General features: G+C 69.6%; 17 protein-coding genes and 2 riboswitches. Of the genes, 12 read left to right on the forward strand and 5 right to left on the reverse strand.

The window, feature by feature from the left end; genetic code table 11:
• The first annotated feature begins 23 nt into the window (after positions 1-23).
• Entirely contained in the window at positions 24-1355 is a 1332-nt protein-coding gene (locus AB0305_RS10525) for an MFS transporter (protein ID WP_364138745.1), read from the forward strand.
• A gap of 25 nt (positions 1356-1380) precedes the next feature.
• Here AB0305_RS10525 and serC read toward each other — a convergent pair whose 3' ends face one another.
• Entirely contained in the window at positions 1381-2511 is a 1131-nt protein-coding gene (gene serC, locus AB0305_RS10530) for a phosphoserine transaminase (protein ID WP_364138743.1), read from the reverse strand.
• Positions 2512-2764: 253 nt separating this feature from the next.
• On the opposite strand from serC, the gene AB0305_RS10535 reads away from it, so the two are divergent.
• The 9 genes from AB0305_RS10535 to AB0305_RS10575 all read left to right on the forward strand — a co-directional run bounded on the left by AB0305_RS10535 (position 2765) and on the right by AB0305_RS10575 (position 13208).
• Positions 2765-3460: a metal-dependent transcriptional regulator gene (locus tag AB0305_RS10535; protein ID WP_364138741.1), complete on the forward strand. Its 696-nt coding sequence runs from the start codon at positions 2765-2767 to the stop codon at positions 3458-3460.
• A gap of 119 nt (positions 3461-3579) precedes the next feature.
• Positions 3580-3822, forward strand: a riboswitch (cyclic di-AMP (ydaO/yuaA leader).
• A 2-nt stretch (positions 3823-3824) separates the two neighbouring features.
• Positions 3825-4643 carry a peptidoglycan DD-metalloendopeptidase family protein gene (locus tag AB0305_RS10540; RefSeq protein WP_290258699.1) on the forward strand — a complete coding sequence of 273 codons (819 nt, stop codon included), beginning with the start codon at positions 3825-3827 and terminating at the stop codon, positions 4641-4643.
• Between the two features lie 112 nt (positions 4644-4755).
• Positions 4756-4949, forward strand: a riboswitch (cyclic di-AMP (ydaO/yuaA leader).
• A 266-nt stretch (positions 4950-5215) separates the two neighbouring features.
• On the forward strand, positions 5216-5977 hold the full coding sequence (locus tag AB0305_RS10545) for an NlpC/P60 family protein (RefSeq protein ID WP_364138739.1): 762 nt from the start codon (positions 5216-5218) through the stop codon (positions 5975-5977).
• Between the two features lie 255 nt (positions 5978-6232).
• A complete protein-coding gene (locus tag AB0305_RS10550; protein WP_364138737.1) occupies positions 6233-6733 on the forward strand; it encodes an HNH endonuclease in 501 nt (166 codons plus the stop codon).
• Positions 6734-6769: 36 nt separating this feature from the next.
• The gene (locus AB0305_RS10555; protein ID WP_364138735.1) at positions 6770-7417 is read left to right on the forward strand and encodes an NTP transferase domain-containing protein; all 648 of its coding nucleotides are present in this window, start codon (positions 6770-6772) and stop codon (positions 7415-7417) included.
• 10 nt (positions 7418-7427) lie between these two features.
• On the forward strand, positions 7428-7712 hold the full coding sequence (locus AB0305_RS10560; protein WP_364138734.1) for a DUF6457 domain-containing protein: 285 nt from the start codon (positions 7428-7430) through the stop codon (positions 7710-7712).
• Entirely contained in the window at positions 7709-9082 is a 1374-nt protein-coding gene (locus AB0305_RS10565; RefSeq protein ID WP_364138733.1) for a molybdopterin-binding protein, read from the forward strand. Before AB0305_RS10560 ends, AB0305_RS10565 begins: the two co-directional genes overlap by 4 nt.
• 132 nt (positions 9083-9214) lie before the next feature.
• Entirely contained in the window at positions 9215-10102 is an 888-nt protein-coding gene (gene fdhD, locus AB0305_RS10570; RefSeq protein WP_290258692.1) for a formate dehydrogenase accessory sulfurtransferase FdhD, read from the forward strand.
• 85 nt (positions 10103-10187) lie between these two features.
• On the forward strand, positions 10188-13208 hold the full coding sequence (locus tag AB0305_RS10575) for a glycoside hydrolase family 38 C-terminal domain-containing protein (RefSeq protein ID WP_366172834.1): 3021 nt from the start codon (positions 10188-10190) through the stop codon (positions 13206-13208).
• Between the two features lie 229 nt (positions 13209-13437).
• Here the strand turns inward: AB0305_RS10575 and AB0305_RS10580 are convergent, their stop codons facing one another.
• The 4 genes from AB0305_RS10580 to AB0305_RS10595 form a co-directional block, all read right to left on the reverse strand.
• A complete protein-coding gene (locus AB0305_RS10580; RefSeq protein ID WP_364138731.1) occupies positions 13438-14172 on the reverse strand; it encodes a hypothetical protein in 735 nt (244 codons plus the stop codon).
• Between the two features lie 12 nt (positions 14173-14184).
• On the reverse strand, positions 14185-14934 hold the full coding sequence (locus AB0305_RS10585) for a hypothetical protein (RefSeq protein WP_290258689.1): 750 nt from the start codon (positions 14932-14934) through the stop codon (positions 14185-14187).
• On the reverse strand, positions 14931-15650 hold the full coding sequence (locus AB0305_RS10590; RefSeq protein ID WP_364138729.1) for a hypothetical protein: 720 nt from the start codon (positions 15648-15650) through the stop codon (positions 14931-14933). Before AB0305_RS10590 ends, AB0305_RS10585 begins: the two co-directional genes overlap by 4 nt.
• A 102-nt stretch (positions 15651-15752) precedes the next feature.
• Complete coding sequence (locus tag AB0305_RS10595) at positions 15753-16532, reverse strand: hypothetical protein (protein WP_364138728.1); 780 nt, start codon at positions 16530-16532, stop codon at positions 15753-15755.
• Between the two features lie 235 nt (positions 16533-16767).
• Between AB0305_RS10595 and AB0305_RS10600 the strand changes: the two genes are divergently transcribed.
• Positions 16768-18438 (forward strand): ABC-F family ATP-binding cassette domain-containing protein, encoded by a 1671-nt coding sequence (locus tag AB0305_RS10600; RefSeq protein WP_364138726.1) that lies wholly within the window; start codon positions 16768-16770, stop codon positions 18436-18438.
• Positions 18435-20345 (forward strand): ABC transporter ATP-binding protein (locus tag AB0305_RS10605; RefSeq protein WP_364138725.1); only part of this gene is annotated, 1911 nt, incomplete at its 3' end. The genes AB0305_RS10600 and AB0305_RS10605, both read left to right, overlap by 4 nt.

The following is a 20345-nucleotide window of genomic DNA, read 5'->3' on the forward strand; positions in this document are numbered from 1 at the left end:
GCGGAGCAGCGGGAGGACCTTCCATGAGGTCCACCTTCAAATCGCTGCACATCCTGAACTACCGCATCTGGTTCCTCGGGGCCCTGGTCTCGAACATCGGCACCTGGATGCAGCGGACCGCCCAGGACTGGCTGGTCTTTGATCACCTCAGCCACCAGGACGCCGGCGCCATGGGCATCACCATGGCCCTCCAGCTGGGACCCCAGCTGTTCCTGGCCCCGGTCGCCGGACTGGTGGCCGACCGCTTCAACCGCAAGACCCTCCTGAACCTCACCCAGTCGTCCATGGCGCTGCTGAGCGCCCTGCTGGGCGCGCTGGTGCTCTCCGGGGCGGCGCAGCTCTGGCACGTGTACATCTTTGCCCTGCTTTTGGGCGTCGTCTCGGCCGTCGACGCCCCGGTCCGCCAGACCTTCGTCTCGGAGCTGGTCAAGGACGACTACCTGCCCAACGCCGTCGCCCTCAACAGCGCCTCCTTCAACGTCGCCCGGATGATCGGGCCCGCGGTCGCCGGTGTCCTGACCGTCGCGATCGGGCCCGGCTGGGTGTTCCTGGTCAACACCCTGACCTTCGTGGCGCTGCTGGCCAGCCTCGCCCGGATCCCGACGGCGTCGCTGCGGAAACTCCCCAAGGCGCGCGGCGGCAAGGGCCGGATCCGGGAGGGACTGCGCTACGTACGGCACCGGCCGGACATTGTGGTGGTCCTCGTGGCGGTCTTCATCGTCGGGACCCTGGGCCTGAACTTCGTGCTCTTCATCGCCGCGATGGTGGGCACCGAGTTCGGCCTCGACGCCGGTGCCTTCGGGCTGATGAACTCGATCATGGCCATCGGCTCGGTCGCCGGGGCCCTGCTCTCGGCCGGCCGCGGCCGCCCGCGGATGCGGATGATCTTCGGGGCCGCCGGGGTTTTCGGCATCACCTCCGGGCTGGCCGCTCTGGCCCCGAACTACTTCTGGTACGGCGTGGCCCTGGTTCCGGTGGGCCTGTGCGCCATCACCATGATGACCAGCGCCAACGGCTACGTGCAGACCACCACGGACCCGGCCATGCGCGGCCGCGTGATGGCCCTGTACATGGCGATCTTCATGGGCGGAACACCCATCGGGGCGCCGTTCGTCGGCTGGGTGGCGAACGTCGCCGGCCCGCGCTGGTCCATGGGCGTCGCCGCTGCAGCCGGCGTGGGCGCGGCCCTGATCGGGATGGCCTGGATCATCCGGGCACGCCACCTGCGGATCGCCTTCAACCGGCGGGCCCGCGGCCTGCGCTTCTTCCGGCTGGTGCCCGGCGGGGCGATCGGCACGGCAGACGACGACGGCGTCGTCCGGGCGGTAAACCCCGACGACGCCGCCAGCCGCTAGGCCGCCCCGGAGGGCGGCCCCGGGCCTACTTCGCCAGCTCTGCCACGACGTAGTCGATGCACTCCAGCAGGGCCGACACATCGTCCGGCTCGATCGCTACGAAGGTCGCGATCCGCAGCTGGTTACGGCCCAGCTTCCGGTACGGCTCGGTGTCGACAATCCCGTTGGCGCGCAGCACCTTGGCGATCGCGGCCGCGTCGACCGACTCGTCGAAGTCGATCGTGGCGATCACGTTGGAGCGGTCGGCCGGGTCCGTAACGAACGGGGTGGCAAAGCTGGACGCCTCGGCCCACCGGTAAATCCGTCCGGCGGAGTCGGCGGTGCGCGCCGCGGCGAAGTCCAGGCCTCCGCTGGCGTTGAGCCAGCGCACCTGCGCGTCCAGGGTCACCAGGGTCGCCAGCGCGGGGGTGTTATAGGTCTGGTTCAGCCGCGAGTTGTCGATGGCGGTCTGCAGGTCCAGGAAGTCCGGGATCCAGCGGCCGGAGGCCTTGACCCGGGCGGCCCGCTCCAGGGCCGCGGGGGAGAACAGGCCAAGCCACAGGCCGCCGTCGGAGGCGAAGTTCTTCTGCGGCGCGAAGTAGTAGACGTCGGACTCCGCGACGTCGACATCCAGGCCGCCGGCGGCGGAGGTCGCGTCGACCAGGACCAGCGAACCCTCCTCCGCACCGGCCACCCGCCGGACCGGGGCGGCCACGCCGGTGGAGGTCTCATTTTGCGGCCAGGCGTAGACGTCCACACCGGCCTCCGCCCGCGCCTCGGGCCGGGTGCCCGGCTCGGCCTTGATGATCGAGGACTCGGCCAGGAAGGGCGCCTTGTTCGTGGCGGCGGCGAACTTGGAGCCGAACTCGCCGAAGGAGAGGTGCTGTGCCTTGTTCTCCACGAGCCCGAAGCTGGCGATATCCCAGAACGCCGTCGAGCCGCCCACCCCCAGGACCACCTCGTAGCCCTCGGGGGCGCGGAAGAAGTCGCTGAGGCCGGAGCGGACCGAGCCCACCAGGTTCTTGACCGGGGCCTGGCGGTGGGAGGTGCCGAGCAGGGTGGTCGAGGCCGACGCCAGGGCCTCCATCTGTTCCGGGCGGACCTTCGAGGGCCCGGCGCCAAACCGGCCGTCCTTGGGAAGAAGGTTCGCGGGAATGGTGATGCTGGTGTCGCTCACAATGGCTCCAATGGTCGGCTGGGTGCGAGAGGTGGCTGGTCGGCCGGTAAGGACCGCTTCCATTCTGCCCGACGGCGGCCCCGGTGCCGGAAAACGGGCTGTCATAGTCCGGTCAGGAAGCCGGCCCTCAAATTATCCGGAGTAATTCACAATAGGCTAGGCTGTCCGGAGCGTATGGCGGATCCCGGGTGGCCGCACCCCGCACGCTGTACGGTGGAATGACGCAAGGACGGCGCTCAAGGAGCTGAGCTGGATGACGGATCTGATCGACACTACGGAGATGTATCTTCGGACCATTTTGGAGCTTGAGGAAGAGAACATCGTCGCGCTCCGGGCCCGCATTGCCGAACGACTCCGCCACTCCGGACCCACCGTCTCCCAGACCGTCGGCCGGATGGAACGCGACGGGCTGGTCGTGGTCTCCGGCGACCGCCACCTGGAACTGACCGAGGTGGGTCGGCGGCGCGCCACCGAGGTGATGCGCAAGCACCGCCTCGCCGAACGGCTGCTGGCCGACGTGATCGGCCTGGACTGGGCCTATGTCCATGAGGAAGCCTGCCGCTGGGAGCACGTGATGAGCGAACGGGTTGAGCGCCGCATCTTCGAGATGCTGGACCACCCCACCGTCTCCCCGTACGGCAACCCCATCCCGGGCCTCGCCGAACTGGGCGGTCTGCCGACGGCGGAACAGGCCGACGGCGTCGTCAACCTCCTGGACGCCATGGCGGGATATGCCGCGGACTCCAGAATCACCGTGAGCCGGCTTGCCGAACCCATCCAGGTGGAACCCGAGCTGCTGGTGCAGCTGGACGAGGGCGGTATCCGGCCCGGGGCCACCGTCTCGCTGGAGCGGGTGGGGGAGTACATCTCCGTCCGCGTCCCCGACATTGAGGGCGCGCTCGAGCTGCCGCCCGAGGTCGCCGCCCACGTTTTCGTTACCCGCGGGTAGGGCGACGCGGAAGCATACCGTAAGTGTGCTGTTTACTAGCCCGTCTAGGAGATAACGAAATTATTACTACGGGTCTTAATCCCCTATAGTTATCGACTAGTACCGAGACTAAAGCGTTACCTGATCCGAAGCCGAGCTCTGCCAGCGGATCAGGGTGCGAATCACCTTCTGGCAGAGGCGGGGGAACCACTACCGGCCGGTAATTCCGGCCTTGGGGTGAAGTCCGCTAGCGGCAAGCGAACTCTCTGAGGACACCATTTCCGGGTGCCTCTCTGCCTGGATGCTTGCATCGGCGGACCGGGTCTATGCACTCTCTGACCCGAATCCGACAGCTAACTTCGCAGGCTTTTCAGAGAGGAACCACTTGAGCACGCAGACCGTCCGCGGGCGCCGCCGCGCCGCCGGCCCGGCTCCGGAGCCGCGCCCCGCCGTCGACGTCACCGCCCCGCGCCCCCGCGACGCGCACCGGGACGAGCGCCGCAGCCGGCGCAGCCCGCTCCGCCAGGTCGCAGACTTCGCCGCCGTCACCGGCATGGGCCAGAAGGCCGGCATGACCCTGGCCGCCGCTGGCATCGCGCTCACCGTGGCCGTCCCCGTTACCGGCCCCGCTCTGGCCGTCGACGCCCCCACCTCGGGATCTGTCTCCGCGGCGGCCCAGCCCGAGGTCAAGGCCGCCGCGGCCCAGATCGACTTCAACCGCACCGCCGTCACCACCAAGGGCGACCCGGACGGCAAGCTCAAGCAGCTGCTCAGCGCGCAATCCGTCGGCTCCATCACCCGCGCCGCATCCGCGGGGACGCTCGGCGCCCCGCTGGACACCATGATCACGGCTTCGCCCTTCGGTTACCGGATCAGCCCCATTACCGGCGCGGTGGGCGAATTCCACCGCGGCCAGGACTACGCCGCCCAGTGCGGGACGGCCGTCCATGCCGCAGCAAGCGGCACCGTAACCTTCTCCGGCTGGCACCCCTACGGGGGCGGCAACCGGATTGTGGTCGACCATGGCAATGGCCTGGAGACCACGTATAACCACTTGTCGTCATCCAGCGTCCACGTCGGCCAGAAGGTCTCCCGTGGCGATGTGATAGCGATGAGCGGAACAACCGGTGCCTCCACCGGCTGCCACCTCCACTTCGAGGTGATGGTCAATGGGGACGTCGTTGATCCGCTGGGCTGGCTCTAGAAGAGCCCTTCGCAATGCTCACACTTCCGTGACACGCCGTGATCTGAATGTGACATTGAGTCCGAACTGTTGTACCGTATGAAGCACGCCAACTTCACCGAAGTTGGCGCTCTTGAGTGGATTGCCTAACTCTGCCACCGCTCAAGGTCCGTTCGCATGACATCGTCTGGCAGGGGCGGGGGAACCAATTTTGGTCTTCGCAAGAAGGCCTAGGGGTTAAGTCGCAAAGCTTCCCAGGAAGCGGAGCGGCCGGGTGACTCCCATCCGAATCCGACAGCTCACCTCGTAGGCATTGGGAGAGGCTACTTTCGTGTCTTCACGCCACAATGCTGCGCGTTTTCGCGCCGGCGAGGCTCAGTCGAGCCCGCTGATTACCATGCACCGCGTTGCCCTTGCCGGCGCCCGGGATGGTTCACGCAATGCAGTTCCTGCTTTTGGCGCGTCTTCGCAGTACACCCTTCGCTAAAGAAACCCGTTTCGGGGCGATCCGGCGTACCCCCAAGATGCCGGAGCGTCCTTAGTCCCGCCTGTTCAAGAGCGCGGACACAAAGGATCACGAAAGAGAGAACTAAATGACTACTCGTGCAACCATTGCACGCCACCGCGCGGAGGTCACCAAGACCAACTCGCTGGCTGTCATTGCCAAGGCCGTCGGCGACAACGCCGGTGGCATGGGTCGCCAGGCCGCGGTTATCGCTGCTGCCTCCGGCCTGGTCCTGACCAGCGGTATCGCGGCCAACGCCGCTGAGACCAACGTTCAGCGCGAATCCACCTCTGCTTCCGCCACCGAGGTTCAGTCCACCGCTCCGGCCACCATCTCGGCGGCCTCCAGCATCGCCATCTCCTACGAGAAGCCTGCTGTGACTACCGCGGCCGCCCCAGTCGTCGAGGCCCCGAAGCCCGTCGTCAAGGTGCAGGAAGCAGACACCACCGCCGCAGCCACCCCGGCCGCCGGCACCGCGGTCAACGCGTCCGTCGCCACCAAGGCTCCGGCCGCCACCAGCGGCATGGGCGCCTCGATCGCCGCCGCCGCTTACGCTCAGATCGGCGTGTCCCAGGACTGCACCATGCTGGCCACCAACGCCCTGGCCGCCGTCGGCATCCACTACCACGGCTGGCCGGCAGGTTACCTGTCCCTGGGCCGCACCGTCAGCGCCGCCGAAGCGCAGCCGGGTGACCTCGCGTACTACCAGAACGGCGGCATGGGCATGGCCCACATCGCCGTCTACGTCGGCAACGGCATGGCCGTCCACGGCGGCTGGAACGGCGGCACCACCGCCCTCTACAGCGTCAACGTCGGTTCCGGCCCGGTCTTCATCCGCGTCGGCGGCTAAGACCGCCGCTTCCCGCGAAGCTTCGAAAAGGACCCCTGCCACCGGCGGGGGTCCTTCTCTGTTAACCGCCTGGATTGGTGCCGGAACCCTCCGGTGCCAGACCGGCCCGGGATCCGCCACGGATGCCCTGGGGCCCGAAATTCGGTAATCCGGGCCACCCGTGTTTACTCTTGTGGTGTCGATCCTTAGCCTGACCATGCAGAGGGCAGCCGGCCCTCGTGCCACTGGCGGGTGCGGCCGTGAAGAGGGATGCGGATGCGCACACTCGTTCTGAATGCTGGATATGAACCGCTGGCGGTAGTGACCTTCCGCCGGGCACTGGTGCTCGTGCTGACGGGCAAGGCCAGTGTCGTGGCCGAGGGGGACGACCCCGTGGTGGGGCCGCAGGACATCCTCGGCCGGCCGAGCGTCATCCTGCTCAACCGCTACATCCGCCCCCGCTACAACACGGTGACCGCGGTCAGCCGCCGCGGAGTGCTCCGCCGGGACGGCCACCGGTGCGCGTACTGCGCCAAACCGGCCCACACCATCGACCACGTCCAGCCCAAGTCCCGGGGCGGCGCCGACTCTTGGGAGAACCTGGTGGCCGCCTGCCTGCGCTGCAACAACGTCAAGGGCGACCACACCCCGGCCGAGATGGGCTGGAAGCTCGGTTTCACTCCCGGTCCGCCGAAGGGCACCATCTGGCAGATCAAGGAGCTGGAGAAGCCTACCCCCGCATGGGACCCGTTCCTGCTGCCGGAATCCGCGCACTAGCACCGTCGGCCGCCCGCAGGCGGCTAGGCTGGGCGGGTGGAATTCGACGCCGTCATCCTCGCCGGGGGCAGGTCCTCCCGGCTGGGCGGAACCCCCAAGGCCGCCCTCCGCTTTCGCGGGGACACCCTGCTGGAGCGGTCGCTGCTCGCGGCGGCCGGGGCACGCAGCGTCGCCGTCGTGGGCCCGGAAGCCGGCAGCCTCCCGGGCGGCATCCTCCTGTGCCGTGAAGACCCGCCCTTCGCCGGACCCGCGGCAGCCCTGGCCGCCGGGCTCGAGGCCCTTGCCGGCGGCGGGGCGGCGGGCCGAAACCCCGCGCCGCTGACGCTGGTCCTGGCCTGCGACATGCCGCTGGTTGCCGACGCCGTCCACGCCCTCTTCGCCGACCGCTCCCGGGCGCAGCCCGGCTCGGAAGGCAGCGTCGCCGTTTCCGCGGACGGCCGGATCCAGCCGTTGGCCGGTCTTTATGACACGGCCGCGCTACAACGATCGGTGGCGGACGCGGCACGGCACGGCACGCTGGTGGGCGGATCGTTGTTCGGCCTGCTTGCTAGTCTGGACCTGCGGACGGTTCCCGTGCCGCCCGGGTCCACCGACGACGTCGACACCTGGGCGGACGCCCAGGCCCTTGGGGTCGCGCGTCCCGGCGTGGCCGGGAACGGAAGCGGCCGCCCGCACACGACATGAAAGGCCCACCGTGAAGAGCCAGGACGAAACCCTCGAGGACTGGTGCCGCGCGCTGCTCCAGGCCCTCGAGCTCGACGGCGTCGACATCGACATCAACGAGGTACTGGGACTCGCCGGGGTTGCCGCGCACTCCGTGATCCGCCCGGCCGCACCGCTGACCACCTTCATCGCCGGTTTCGCCGCCGGGCTGGCCTCCGGCACCGGCCAGGCCACCGACGAGGTCTCCATGCGGGCCGCCATGGGCGTCGCGCGGAAACTCGCCAAGGAATACGCCGCCGAGGCCCCCGGGGAATGACGTCCGAGCCACCCCGCGACGACGCCGACGACGCCCGGACCGAGCCCGCCGCGCACCGGCACCTGGCCCACACGTGGCAGGAAGCCCGGGAGCTCTCGTTCGACTGCGCCAGCCCGATCCCGCCGGCCCCGGTGGCCCTGCGCCGCGCCCTCGGCCGCACCCTCGCCGCCGACGTCACGGCCCTGCACGACATGCCGCACTACGCGTCCTCGGCCATGGACGGCTGGGCGGTGAACGGCAGCGGCCCCTGGATCCTGGCCGAGCCGGGGCAGCGCCTCGCCCCTCACCAGGCCAGTCCCATTGTCACCGGCGGGTTGATCCCGGCCGGTGCGAAGGCCGTGCTCCGCAGCGAGAGCGGTGTGATCGGCCCCGACGAGGACCAGTTGCCGGTGCTCAAGCTTGGCGGCGGCGCGAAGCCGGGGGAGCCCCGCAACGGCGACCACATCCGCAAAGCCGCCGAGGAAGGGGCCGAGGGTGAGGTTCTGATCCCCAAGGGGACCGTGCTCAACCCGGCCCACCTGGCCCTCGCCGCCCTCGCCGGCCACGACGCGCTGCCCGTGCTGGGGAAACCGGTGGTCCGCCTGGTTTTCACCGGCTCCGAGGTGGTCGCCAGCGGCGTGCCACAGCCGGGGGAGGTCCGGGACACCTTCAGTCCTCAACTGTCCGCCGTCGTCGACCTGCTCGGCGGCGTCCCCGCCGGCGAGATCAAGATCGGTGACGGGGACGGCGAATGGCTCGCCGCCCTGGAGGACCCCGAACCCGTGGGCGACGACGAGGACACCCCGCCCGCCGACGTCGTCATCACCACCGGGGGGACCGGCCGGTCCGGAACCGACCACCTCCGCCGCACCGTCGAGCAGTTGGGCGGCAGGCTGCTGATCGACGGCATCGCGATGCGTCCCGGGCACCCCGCGGTCCTGGCCGAACTGCCCGACGGACGCTTCATCATCGGGCTGCCCGGCAACCCGCTCGCAGCCATGATGGCGCTCTCCACCATCGGCGGACCACTCCTGGCCGCGCTGGGTCACCGGCCCCCGCCGCCCGTCACGGAGGTCCCGTGCGGCACGATGATCGACGCCGATCCCGGCCGCACCCGGCTGATGCCCTTCCGCATGGTCTACGGCATGGCCTCCCCGGCCCAGCACACCGGCCCCGGCATGATGCGCGGACTGGCCGCCGCCGACGGGGTCCTGGTGGTCCCGCCGCACGGGGCGCAGCTGGGCGAACCCGTCCCGGCGTTCGCGCTGCCCTGGGGGCGGCCGCTGCCCGAGCCCGACGCCGGCAAGCCCGCACCGAAACCCTCCGCGCGGCGCACCCCGAAGAAACCGGCCGGCAACGGTCCGGTCGACTGGAGCGCCCTGCTTGGCTGACACCGGCCAGACGTGGCCCGGCGTGGCTGGCGCCCGCTTGGCTGGCACCACGGCCGAGTTCAGAATGGATCCAGGGGCGGGAACCGGCCGCAGGCCGGGCCGCCCCACCGCACCGCTGATGAGGAGTACCGAATGGGCCGCGTGACGCAACGCCGCAAAGTGCACAAGTTTGTCCTGGACGGATCCCCGCAGGCGCGTGAGTTCCCGGTCCGGTACCGCGAGGACGTGCTGGCGGTGGAGGAACCACTGGAGGTGCGGCTGGGCAGCACGTCCTTCTCCGTCACCATGCGCACCCCGGGCAACGACTTCGACCTGGTGGCCGGCTTCTTGGTCTCCGAGGGGATCATCTGGTCCGCCGACCAGCTCGTCTCGCTGCGCTTCTGCGCCGGCGAGGACGAAGACGGCGTGCAGACCTTCAACGTGGTGGAAGCCCAGCTCCGGCCCGATGTCGTCCGCCCCGACACCGGACGGAACTTCTTCACCTCAAGCTCCTGCGGGATCTGCGGCACCGATTCGATCGAGGCCGTCGAGAAGTCCTCGCACTTCAGCCCCGCGGGGGACCCGGTGGCCGTGCCCGTCGAGACGTTGGCCGCGCTCCCGGACCGGCTGCGTGAGGCCCAGGCGGTCTTCGACGCGACCGGCGGCGTGCACGCGGCGGGGCTGTTCCGCATCTCCGACGACGGCGGCGCCGAGCTCCTCTGCCTGCGCGAGGACGTCGGCCGCCACAACGCCGTCGACAAGGTGGTGGGCTGGGCACTCCGGGAGGGGCTGCTGCCCCTGCGCGGCACCGTCCTGCAAGTCTCTGGCCGCGCCTCCTTCGAACTCGTGCAAAAGGCCTCGCTCGCCGGAATTCCCGTCCTGTCCGCCGTCAGCGCACCCAGCAGCCTGGCCGTGGAACTCGCCGAAGCCAGCGGGATGACGCTGGCGGGCTTCAGCCGGGGCACCAGCCTGAACGTGTACGCCGGCCACGAACGGATCGGCGTGCCGGCCGCCCTGCCCTCAACCGGACGGCTGGCCTAAGCACCCGTGGCGCCGTAGATTAATCCAACGACTGGATTCAGGCCTGCGCCCGGTTCCTCCGCACCAGAGCAAAAAGAGGTTCACTGTGCACGACGACCGCCGTCTCACGGAAGTCCGGCTGGACCGCTTCGTGCGCGAACGCATCGTTCCGGCCATTTACCCCCGCACCGTCCCGCTGCGCCTGAGCAGCTGGACCGCGCCCGGGGAACCCGTCCCGGCCCTGGAAGCCCTGCAGCAGGAGGACTTCACCCCGCAGGACCCCGGGGCACCCTGGGGCGGCCCGTGGTCCACCACCTGGCTGCGGCTCCAGGGCGAGGTGCCGGAGACCTGGGGCAGCGCGCCGACCGCCGTCGAGGTCCTGGTTGACCTGGGGTTCAGCGCGGACCTGCCGGGCTTCCAGTGTGAGGGCACCGCCTGGCGGCCGGACGGTACCGTGATCAAAGCCATCTCGCCGCGGAACCAGTACATTCCGCTGAAACTCCTCGGCAGCGGCATGACGGTGGACTTCTACGTCGAGGCGGCCGCGAACCCCGACCTCTCACAGGGCTGGACCTTCGCCGCCACGCCGCTGGGGGACAAGGCCACCGCGGGTACCGAGCCCCGCTACCGGCTGGGCCGGATCGTGATCGCCGAACTGGACCAGTGCGTCTGGGAACTGCACCAGGACATCTGGACGCTGCGGGGGCTGATGCACGAACTGCCCACGGAGCTGCCCCGCCGCCACGAGATCCTCCGCGCCCTGGAGCGGATGCTGGACACCATGGACCCGGACGACGTCGCCGGCACGGCCGACGCCGGACGCGCGCAGCTCGCCGAGGTGCTGTCCCGCCCGGCCTACGCCTCGGCCCACCAGCTGCTGGCCACCGGCCACGCGCACATCGACTCGGCCTGGCTCTGGCCGGTCCGGGAGACCATCCGCAAGTGCGCCCGGACCTTCTCCAACGTGGTGGCGCTGATGGACGAGGACCCCGATTTCGTCTTCTCCTGCTCCTCCGCGCAGCAGCTGGCCTGGATGAAGGAGTTCTACCCGGAACTGTTCGAACGCATCCGGGACAAGGTCCGCGCCGGCCAGTTCGTCCCCGTCGGCGGGATGTGGGTCGAGGCGGACAGCAACATTCCCGGCGGCGAGGCCATGGCGCGGCAGTTCCTCGAGGGCAAGAGCTTCTTCCTGGCCGAGTTCGACGTCGAATGCCACGAGGCGTGGCTGCCGGACACCTTTGGCTACTCCGCCGCGCTGCCGCAGATCGTCAAGGCCGCCGGCAGCCGCTGGTTCCTGACCCAGAAGATCTCCTGGAACCAGGTCAACCGGATGCCGCACCACACCTTCGAGTGGGAGGGAATCGACGGCACCCGCCTCTTTACCCACTTCCCGCCGGTGGACAGCTACAGCTCCGAGATCAGCGGCCGCGAACTGGCCCACGCCGAGCGCAACTACCGGGACCACGGTCGCGGCAGCATGTCCCTGCTGCCCTTCGGCTACGGCGACGGCGGCGGCGGACCCACCCGGGAGATGCTGGCGGCCGCGCGGCGCACCGCTGACCTGGAGGGCTCGCCGCGGGTGCGGATAGGCTCCGCGGCGGACTTCTTCAGCGAGGCGGCGGAAGACTATCCGTCCCCGCCGGTGTGGGTGGGGGAGCTGTATCTGGAGCTCCACCGCGGCACCTACACCAGCCAGGCCAACACCAAGCGGGGGAACCGCCGCTGCGAGCACCTGCTCCGGGAGGCGGAGCTCTGGTCCGCCACCGCGGCGGTCCGGGCCGGCGCCGCCTACCCGGCGGCCGAGCTGAAGCGGCTGTGGCGCCTGGTGCTGCTGCAGCAGTTCCACGACATCCTGCCCGGCAGCTCGATCGCCTGGGTGCACCAGGACGCGGAACGGAACTACGACGCCGTCGCCCGTGACCTTGAGGCGATCATCGCGGCCGCGGCCGCCGCCGTCCTCGGGGACGGGGACCGCGATATCCTGCTCAACGCCGCCCCGCACGCCCGCGCCGGGGTCCCCGCGCTCGGCGCGGCCGAACCGGAACCGGCCGGCGCCGCCGTGAACGCGACGGCGGCCGACAGCGGCTTCGTGCTGGACAACGGGATCATCCGTGCCGTAGTGGACGCGAACGGGCTGCTGGTCTCGCTCCGGGACCACGCCAGCGGACGGGAGGCGATCGCCCCCGGCGCCGCCGGCAACCTCCTGGAACTGCACCGGGACACCCCCAACGAATGGGACGCCTGGGACATCGATTCCTTCTACCGGCGCAACGTCACCGCCCTGACCGAGGCCAGGTCCGTGACCCTGGAGCGCGACGGCGGTGATGCCGTCGTCGTGATCGAGCGGATGGCGGGCGGCTCACCCGTGACGCAGCGGCTGAGGCTGGCGCCGGGGTCCGCGTCGCTGGAGATCGCCACGGCCGTGGACTGGCGGGAGCGCGAGAAGCTGCTCAAGCTGGGGTTCCCCTTGGACCTGCGGGCGGACTGTTCCGCCGCGGAGACTCAGTTCGGCCATGTCTTCCGGCCCACGCACGTCAACACGTCCTGGGAGGCGGCGAAGTTTGAGATCTGCGCCCACCGCTGGATCCACGTGGAGGAGCCCGGGTATGGCGTGGCGGTCAGCAACGCGGCCAGCTACGGCCATGACGTCACCCGCCAGGTCAGGGACGACGGGGGAACCACCACCACGGTGCGGGTCTCGCTGCTGCGGGCGCCGAAGTTCCCCGACCCCGGCGCAGACCAGGGGCCGCACGAGCTGACCGTGACGGTGCGGCCCGGTGCGGGCATTGCCGACGCCGTCGAGGAGGGGTACCGCACCAACCTTGCGCCCCGCATGGTCAAGGGGGCGCACGGGGCGGAGCCGCTGGTCGCCGTGAGCAACCCGGCCCTGGTGGTGGAGGCGGTAAAACTGGCCGAGGACGGCTCCGGTGACGTGGTGGTCAGGCTCTATGAGGCCCTCGGCCGACGCTCGCGTGGGGTACTCTCGGCGTACTTTGCTGTGTCCCGGGTCTGGTCTGTGGACCTGCTGGAGCGTCCGGCGGACGCGCCCGGCGTCGAAATCCGCGGGGCCGATGCGGTGCTGGAGCTGCGCCCGTTCCAGCTGGTGACCCTGCGCCTGGCCTGCTGAACCGGGTCTTTCCGGCGGTTCCGGCAACCTGCGGGCGGCCGCGGGGCGGAAAGTGGCCTTAAACCAGGCTGAGTGGGAGCGGTCCTTGCGGACCGCTACCACTCATCCCCCCAATGGCGCTTGGACGACCGCCGGTCCAATCAGACTGAATCCCCATTCAAGGGACCGGGCGGCGTTTTCACACATTCATGATTCTCTCACGGTCTAATGATTTTGTGAATGCATGACGTTATTTTTCCCGGAACGTTGCCGGAGCGTTATCTTGCGGCCGGGACAGGCGCCCCGACAACCAGAAGAGCAGCAGACCCAGCACGTAGCCGAGGACCGCCGCGTAGTTCACCACGATGCGTGCGTCGTCCCAGGCGTCTGGCGCAAAACTAACGGGGACCGTGAGGATGGCGGCGACCGCTCCGGCGGCGGTCAGGCCCGCGCCGCTGCGCACCAGCCGGGGCAACTGTGCCCGCACCGCGGCGAGAAGGGCGGGCAGCAGGACCAGCGAGATGTAAGCAGGGTAGACGCGTCCGAAGCCCGCGTACATCGGCGCGAGTGCGGCGTTGCGCCCACCCCGGTCCGGCAGCGCCTCCAGCCCCGCCGAGGAGCCGCGGGTGTCCATCAGGAAGAACGTCACCGCAAGCGCCACGCACGCCGCTGCCATGGCCAGGCGTCCCCACCGGCCCGTCACCAGTTCCCGGGTACGGGCGCCGCCCAGGGCCCGGGATAGGCGCAGCCCCACCAGCAGGACCATGGCACAGACCAGGAAGCGCAGGACGAGATTGGTCAGGTTGATCCCGCCGAGGGCGCCGTCGACGGCGGCATAGGGGCCCGGGAGGCTGAGCAGGCTGCAGAGGGTGGCCAGGAACAGGATGCCAAAGACGGTCCGGTTCCGGCCGCGGACGGCGTCGGGCACACGGAGCAGCAGAGCCACGCCGCAAACAATCAGGGTTCCCCATCCCAGCAACGTCATGATGCCTCGTTTCTAGGGGGAGAAGCTGCTCTCGGATGAAGGCAGCGGATTTCGGCGCCGGGCCTGCGCCCTGATTTTGTCCGCCCAGACGGCGGCCAGGCCCAGGACGTAGCAGAGCACGGCGGTGTAATTGACGATGAACCGGATGAATCCCATGCCCGGTGGGATGATCGGTGACGACAGACTGAGGACCAACCCCACCGCGCCGACCGACAGGAACACCGCCGCGAGCCGGATCAGCACAGGGAGGCGGCTGCGCACGGTACGGATCATGGTCGGCAACAGGACCACCGCGATGTAGCAGGGGTAAAGCCGGCCGAACGCGCCGTAAACCTCTACCAGTGCGGCGTTACGAGCGTCCTTGGCTGCAATAGCTTTGAGGCCCGCAGAGGACCCTTGGGTGTCCATCAGCAGGAAGGTCACGATGACGGCGGCGCAGGCCAGGGCCAGTGCGGTGACGCCCGGCTTCCCGGCAATCCATGAGAGCGCCCGCCCGGCGCCGAAACCGCGGGCGACGCGCAGCCCGATCAGCAGAATGACCCCGAAGATGACGAACCTGAGCACCAGGTTGGCAATGTTGGTGCCGCCCAGGAGCTGGTCCACCGCGACGTAGGGCGCCTCCATGCTGAGCAGGATGGCGAGCGTCATCAGCAGAAAGATCCCGAACATGAGCCGGTTCTCCCCGCGGAGGGCGCTAGGGATGCGAAACACGGCCAGGAGTGCGCAGACGCCCAGCGTGGTCCATTGCAGGATGTCGATCACCCCAGGTTCTCCCAGATCTTCTCGGTCTGGGCCTGTTCCTGTTCCTGCCGCCGCAGGGTGCGGCCCAGGGCCTGGAGCCGGTCACCGCCGAGGGAAACGAGGTCACCGTCGGACAGGGCGTCGAGGGCTTCCTGCCGGGCTGAGGGGGACCAACCGGCCTCCGCCTCCGTGATCAGGCCGGTAGCCACAAAGCCGGCGCTGAAGCCGACGCCGGCAGCCCGCGATGTGGCAATGGCCAGTTCCGGGGACAACCGGTTGGCGGTCAGCTGCGCCGAGTAATTTTGCGGGGCGACGCCGGAGGCGGCCGACACCCGGTGCCGCAGTTCGCCGTCGTCGACGGCGTCCACCCAGTTCCGCACGGAGGTGGCGTGGGGCGGCGGGCTCAGTGTCAGTCGTCCGCTCCGGCCCGAGGAGCGCGCCACGACAGCCTCCAGGAGGTCCATGGTGGCGATCTGGCTCACGAGTTCCGCGGAGGTGGGAGGCCGCCTCAGCTGCTTGAGCTCGGCGTACTGATCGAAAGAGGACAGGGCCTCGGCGGGGTTGATCCCCAGTGCCCGGCTGATGCTGACCACGGAGGTTTCGGCCACCTTGCCCCGCACCAACTGCTGCGCCAGGGTCGTCCGTTTCAGTCCCGAGATCCTGCAGATGTCAGCGGTGCTTGCCGCGGGCGCAACACCATGGAGCCAGAGTTGGAAGGCTTTGGCGGGTAAGGGCATCTATGACTTTCTGCGGATTCGTACCGGAGCGGGTTGGCAGGGCCTCACAGCACTAACGGTACGCCGCCGACGATGGCCGGCACCCCCCAATGCTGAGAACCATTATAGGTCGCTCTTGCCCGTCTTCGCCGGTCCCGCCATGCGGGATTCGTGGGAATTCTTCAGCCCGGAGCCCACGGACCGCCGGGCGGACAGCCGTCCCAGCCAGATCAGGGCCAGTCCCAGTACCAGCCCCAGGACGGCAGCCGAGCTGATGTAGTACTGGAGGAAAGTCAGGCCGCGGGGGACGAGATCGCTGAACGGCATCACAACCATGGCGATAGAACCCAGCGTCAGGAGCGCCGCCCCTCCCCGAACCAGCCCCGGGAGGCGGGACCGCAGCGCGTGGATGGTTGCCGGCAGGAGGCAGGCGGCCACGTAGGCGGGGTAGAGCCGACCGGCCAGGGTGTAGAGGGCGATGAGCTGGCGGTTGTGCTCGCTTTGGTCCGGCAGCGTGGCCAGTCCTACCGAGGTGCCGGCGGTGTTCGCCAGCAGGAATGGCACGGCGGTGGCCAGGCAGATCAGCGCCAGAGCGGTCAGCCCGACCGGGCCCAGCAGGAGCCGGAGGCTCCGTTTGTTCTCGAAGCCCTTGGCGATCTTGTAGCCGGCCAGCAGCACGGTGCCGTAGATGACGAACCGCAGCAGCAGGTTCGCGTAGTTTTGAGACCCCAGTAGATGGTCGATGGCGTTATAGCTTGCCTGGATGCTGAGCACCATGGCCACGGTGGCCAGCAGGAAAATGCCGAACAGGGATCGGTTTTCGCCGCGCAACGCAGCGGGAATCCTAAGCACCGTGATGACGGCGCAGACCGCCAGGACGCAGACCAGGAGAGTGGTGATCACGGGCTGGTTCCTCTTTCGGCGTGTTCGCACCTGCCCCCGCTGTGCCCTGTCATGAGTCCGGACCCTGACGCCGGCGATTTTGCCGGCGGGCCCGAATCAACTATGCTAGTTGCTCGAACCCGCTGGTCCGTACACCCCCCAAGTCCGGACCAGCGGGTTCTTCTATGCCCGGCCCGCTGCGAGCCGGAACATGCCCCCGCAGCCCCGTCCGGGCGGCCGGTGAGAGGATGGATTCATGACGGCAACCCTCGTTGCGAAAGACCTTTCCGGCGGCCACGACCACCGCACTCTTTTCTCCAAACTCTCCCTCACGGTGGCGCCCGGGGACGTGGTCGGCGTCGTCGGCGCGAACGGTGCCGGCAAGTCCACTCTCCTCCGGCTGCTGGCCGGCGTCGACGAACCCCAGGAGGGAACGGTCAGCCTGGCCCCTGCGGACGCATTTGTTGGCTGGCTGCCCCAGGAACACGAACGGATCCCCGGCGAAACCGTCGCGGGCTACATTGCCCGGCGGACCGGCTGCGCCCAGGCCACGGTAGAGATGGAGTCCACCGCCGAGGCCCTCGGCTCCGGTGCACCCGGCTCCGACGACGCCTACGCGGCCGCCTTCGACCGCTGGATGGCCTCCGGCGCCGCCGACCTGGACGACCGCATCCCAGCCGTACTCGCGGACCTGGGCCTGGAGGTAGGCGAGGACGCGGCCATGACCGGGCTCTCCGGCGGCCAGGCGGCGCGGGTGGCGCTCGCGGCCCTGCTGCTCAGCCGCTTCGACATCGTGCTGCTGGACGAGCCCACCAACGACCTCGACCTGAACGGCCTGGCCCGGCTGGAGGCCTTCGTCCAGGGCCTGCGCGGCGGCGTCGTGCTGGTCTCCCACGACCGCGAGTTCCTGGCCCGCTGCGTGACCACCGTGGTGGAACTGGACCTGGCCCAGAACGCCGTCGCGGTCTACGACGGCGGCTACGAGTCCTACCTCGAGGAACGCGCCGTCGCCCGCCGGCACGCCCGCGAACGTTACGAGGAGTTCGCCGCCACCAAGGCGGACCTGGTTTCACGGGCCCGCACCCAGCGGGAATGGAGCTCCCAGGGCGTCCGGAACGCGATGAAGAAGAGCCCGGACAACGACAAGATCCGCCGCGCCGCGAACACCGAGTCCTCGGAGAAGCAAGGCCAGAAGGTCCGCCAAATGGAGTCCCGGATCGCCCGGCTGGAAGAGGTCGAGGAACCGCGCAAGGAATGGCAGCTGCAGTTCAGCATCGGCGCCGCCCCGCGCTCCAGCGCCGTCGTCGCCACCCTGCGCGACGCCGTCGTCCGCCAGGGCGACTTCACCCTGGGCCCGGTGAACCTGCAGCTCAACGCCGGCGAGCGGATCGGCATCACCGGCCCCAACGGGGCCGGCAAGTCCACCCTGCTGCGCCTGCTGCTTGGCGTGCAACGGCCCGACTCCGGGGACGCCTCGATGGGCGCCTCCGTGGCCGTCGGGGAGATCGACCAGGCCCGCGGGCTGCTGGCCGGACACCTTAAGCTCGCCGACGCCGTCGAGGCCGTCCTGACCGACCAGACGGCGGCCGAGGTCCGGACCCTGCTGGCCAAGTTCGGGCTCAAGGCGGACCACACCTCCCGAACCGTCGACTCCCTCTCGCCCGGGGAACGAACCCGCGCGGCGCTGGCGCTGCTGCAGGCCCGCGGCGTGAACCTGCTGGTCCTGGACGAACCCACCAACCACCTCGACCTGCCCGCGATCGAACAGCTGGAGCAAGCGCTGGAAAGCTACGACGGCGCCCTGCTGCTGGTCACGCACGACCGCCGGCTCCTGGAAAACGTCCGCCTCGACGTCCGCTGGAACGTCGTGGACGGCACCGTCACCGAACTGCTGGGCGCGAGCGCCCCGAAAGGCACCAACACATGAGTATGGACCGGGTCGCCTGGAGCTCCCTCTACAACATCACCCGCGGCGCCGACGGCTCCAGGAGCTTCTCCAAGGCCCTGGTCAAGCGCGTCTTCGGTTTCGCCCGGCCGCACCGCAACCGGCTGATCGCCTTCGTGCTGCTCTCCATCGTGATGGCGGTCCTGGCCGTCGCCACGCCGGTGCTCGCCGGCCAAGTGGTCGACGCGATCATCGCCAAGACGGACGCGGGCACGGTCATCTGGCTGGCCGTCCTGATCGCGATCGTGGCCGTTGCCGAGGCCGGCCTGGGCCTCGTGACGCGGTGGCTGTCCTCGACCATCGGCGAGGGCGTGATCCTGGACCTGCGCACCCGGGTCTTCGACCACGTCCAGAAGATGCCTATCGCATTCTTCACCCGCACCCGCACCGGCGCCCTGGTGAGCCGGCTGAACAACGACGTCATCGGCGCCCAGTCCGCGTTCGCCGGCACCCTCTCCGGCGTGGTCAGCAACGTGGTGGCCCTGGTCCTGACCCTGGCCGTGATGCTGAACAAGTCGTGGCTGGTGACGGTGCTGGCCATGATCCTGCTGCCGATCTTCCTGATCCCGGCCCGGCGGATGGGCTCCCGGCTGGCCGAGCTGCGGCGTGAGGCGGCCGAACACAACGCCACCATGGGCACCCAGATGACCGAGCGCTTCTCGGCGCCCGGCGCCACCCTGGTCAAGCTCTTCGGCCGCCCGGACGAGGAATCCCATGAATTCGCCGTGCGCGCCGGCCGGGTGCGGGATATCGGCGTCCGCACCGCGATGCTGCAGTTCACCTTCGTCACCGCCCTGACCCTGGTCTCCGCGCTGGCACTGGCGCTGGTCTACGGCCTGGGCGGCTGGCTGGCGCTCGGCGGCCAGCTCGCCGCAGGCGACGTCGTCGTGCTGGCCCTGCTGCTCACCCGCCTCTACGCCCCGCTCACCGCGCTTTCCAGCGCCCGGGTGGAGATCATGAGTGCGCTGGTCAGCTTCGAGCGGGTCTTCGAGATCCTGGACCTCAAGCCGCTGATCCAGCAGAAGCCGGACGCCGTGGCATCCCCGCGTGGACCGCTCTCCGTGGAATTCGACAACGTCCGATTCTCCTACCCCTCGGCCGACAAGGTGTCCCTGGCCTCACTCGAGGACGTCTCCACCCTGGACACCCGGGGCGGCGAGGAAGTCCTGCATGGCATCAGCTTCCGGGTCGAACCCGGGCAGACGGTGGCCCTGGTGGGGTCCTCCGGCGCCGGCAAGTCCACCATCGCCCAGCTGCTGTCCCGACTGTACGACGTCGACTCCGGGGCGGTCCGCTTCGGCGGCAGCGAACCGGGCACCGGCGTCGACGTCCGCGACCTGACCTTCGATTCGATGCGCGAGACCCTGGGCATGGTGACCCAGGACGGCCACCTGTTCCACGAGAGCATCGCCTCCAACCTGCGCCTGGCGCGCCCGGACGCGACCGAGGAGCTGATGTGGGACGTGCTGCGCCAGGCCCGGCTCGAGGACATGATCCGCTCGCTGCCGGACGGCCTGGACACCATCGTGGGGGAGCGCGGCTACCGGCTCTCCGGCGGCGAACGCCAGCGCCTCACCATCGCCCGGCTGCTCATCGCCCAGCCGCGGGTGGTCATTCTCGATGAGGCCACCGCCGCGCTGGACTCGACCAACGAGGCCGCGGTCCAGGACGCGCTCGGTGCCGCGCTGGAAGGCCGCACCGCCGTCGTGATCGCCCACCGGCTCTCCACCATCCGCGCCGCGGACGCGATCCTGGTGATCGAGGGCGGCGTGGTTGTCGAGCGGGGGACGCACAGCGAGTTGCTGGCCGCCGAGGGCCGCTACGCGGAGCTGTACCGGACGCAGTTCGCCGAGGCCACCGCGGTCGCGGCCGACGCGCTGCCGGACGCC

The organism is Arthrobacter sp. NPDC080086, assembly GCF_040702285.1.

What these genes read in the sequence shown, in the direction of transcription:
- AB0305_RS10525 (WP_364138745.1), top strand. Translation starts at nt 24, where the DNA reads ATGAGGTCCACCTTCAAATCGCTGCACATCCTGAACTACCGCATCTGG.
- AB0305_RS10535 (WP_364138741.1), top strand. Translation starts at nt 2,765, where the DNA reads ATGACGGATCTGATCGACACTACGGAGATGTATCTTCGGACCATTTTG.
- AB0305_RS10545 (WP_364138739.1), top strand. Translation starts at nt 5,216, where the DNA reads ATGACTACTCGTGCAACCATTGCACGCCACCGCGCGGAGGTCACCAAG.
- AB0305_RS10550 (WP_364138737.1), top strand. Translation starts at nt 6,233, where the DNA reads ATGCGCACACTCGTTCTGAATGCTGGATATGAACCGCTGGCGGTAGTG.
- AB0305_RS10565 (WP_364138733.1), top strand. Translation starts at nt 7,709, where the DNA reads ATGACGTCCGAGCCACCCCGCGACGACGCCGACGACGCCCGGACCGAG.
- fdhD (WP_290258692.1), top strand. Translation starts at nt 9,215, where the DNA reads ATGGGCCGCGTGACGCAACGCCGCAAAGTGCACAAGTTTGTCCTGGAC.
- AB0305_RS10580 (WP_364138731.1), bottom strand. Translation starts at nt 14,172, where the DNA reads ATGACGTTGCTGGGATGGGGAACCCTGATTGTTTGCGGCGTGGCTCTG.
- AB0305_RS10590 (WP_364138729.1), bottom strand. Translation starts at nt 15,650, where the DNA reads ATGCCCTTACCCGCCAAAGCCTTCCAACTCTGGCTCCATGGTGTTGCG.
- AB0305_RS10600 (WP_364138726.1), top strand. Translation starts at nt 16,768, where the DNA reads ATGACGGCAACCCTCGTTGCGAAAGACCTTTCCGGCGGCCACGACCAC.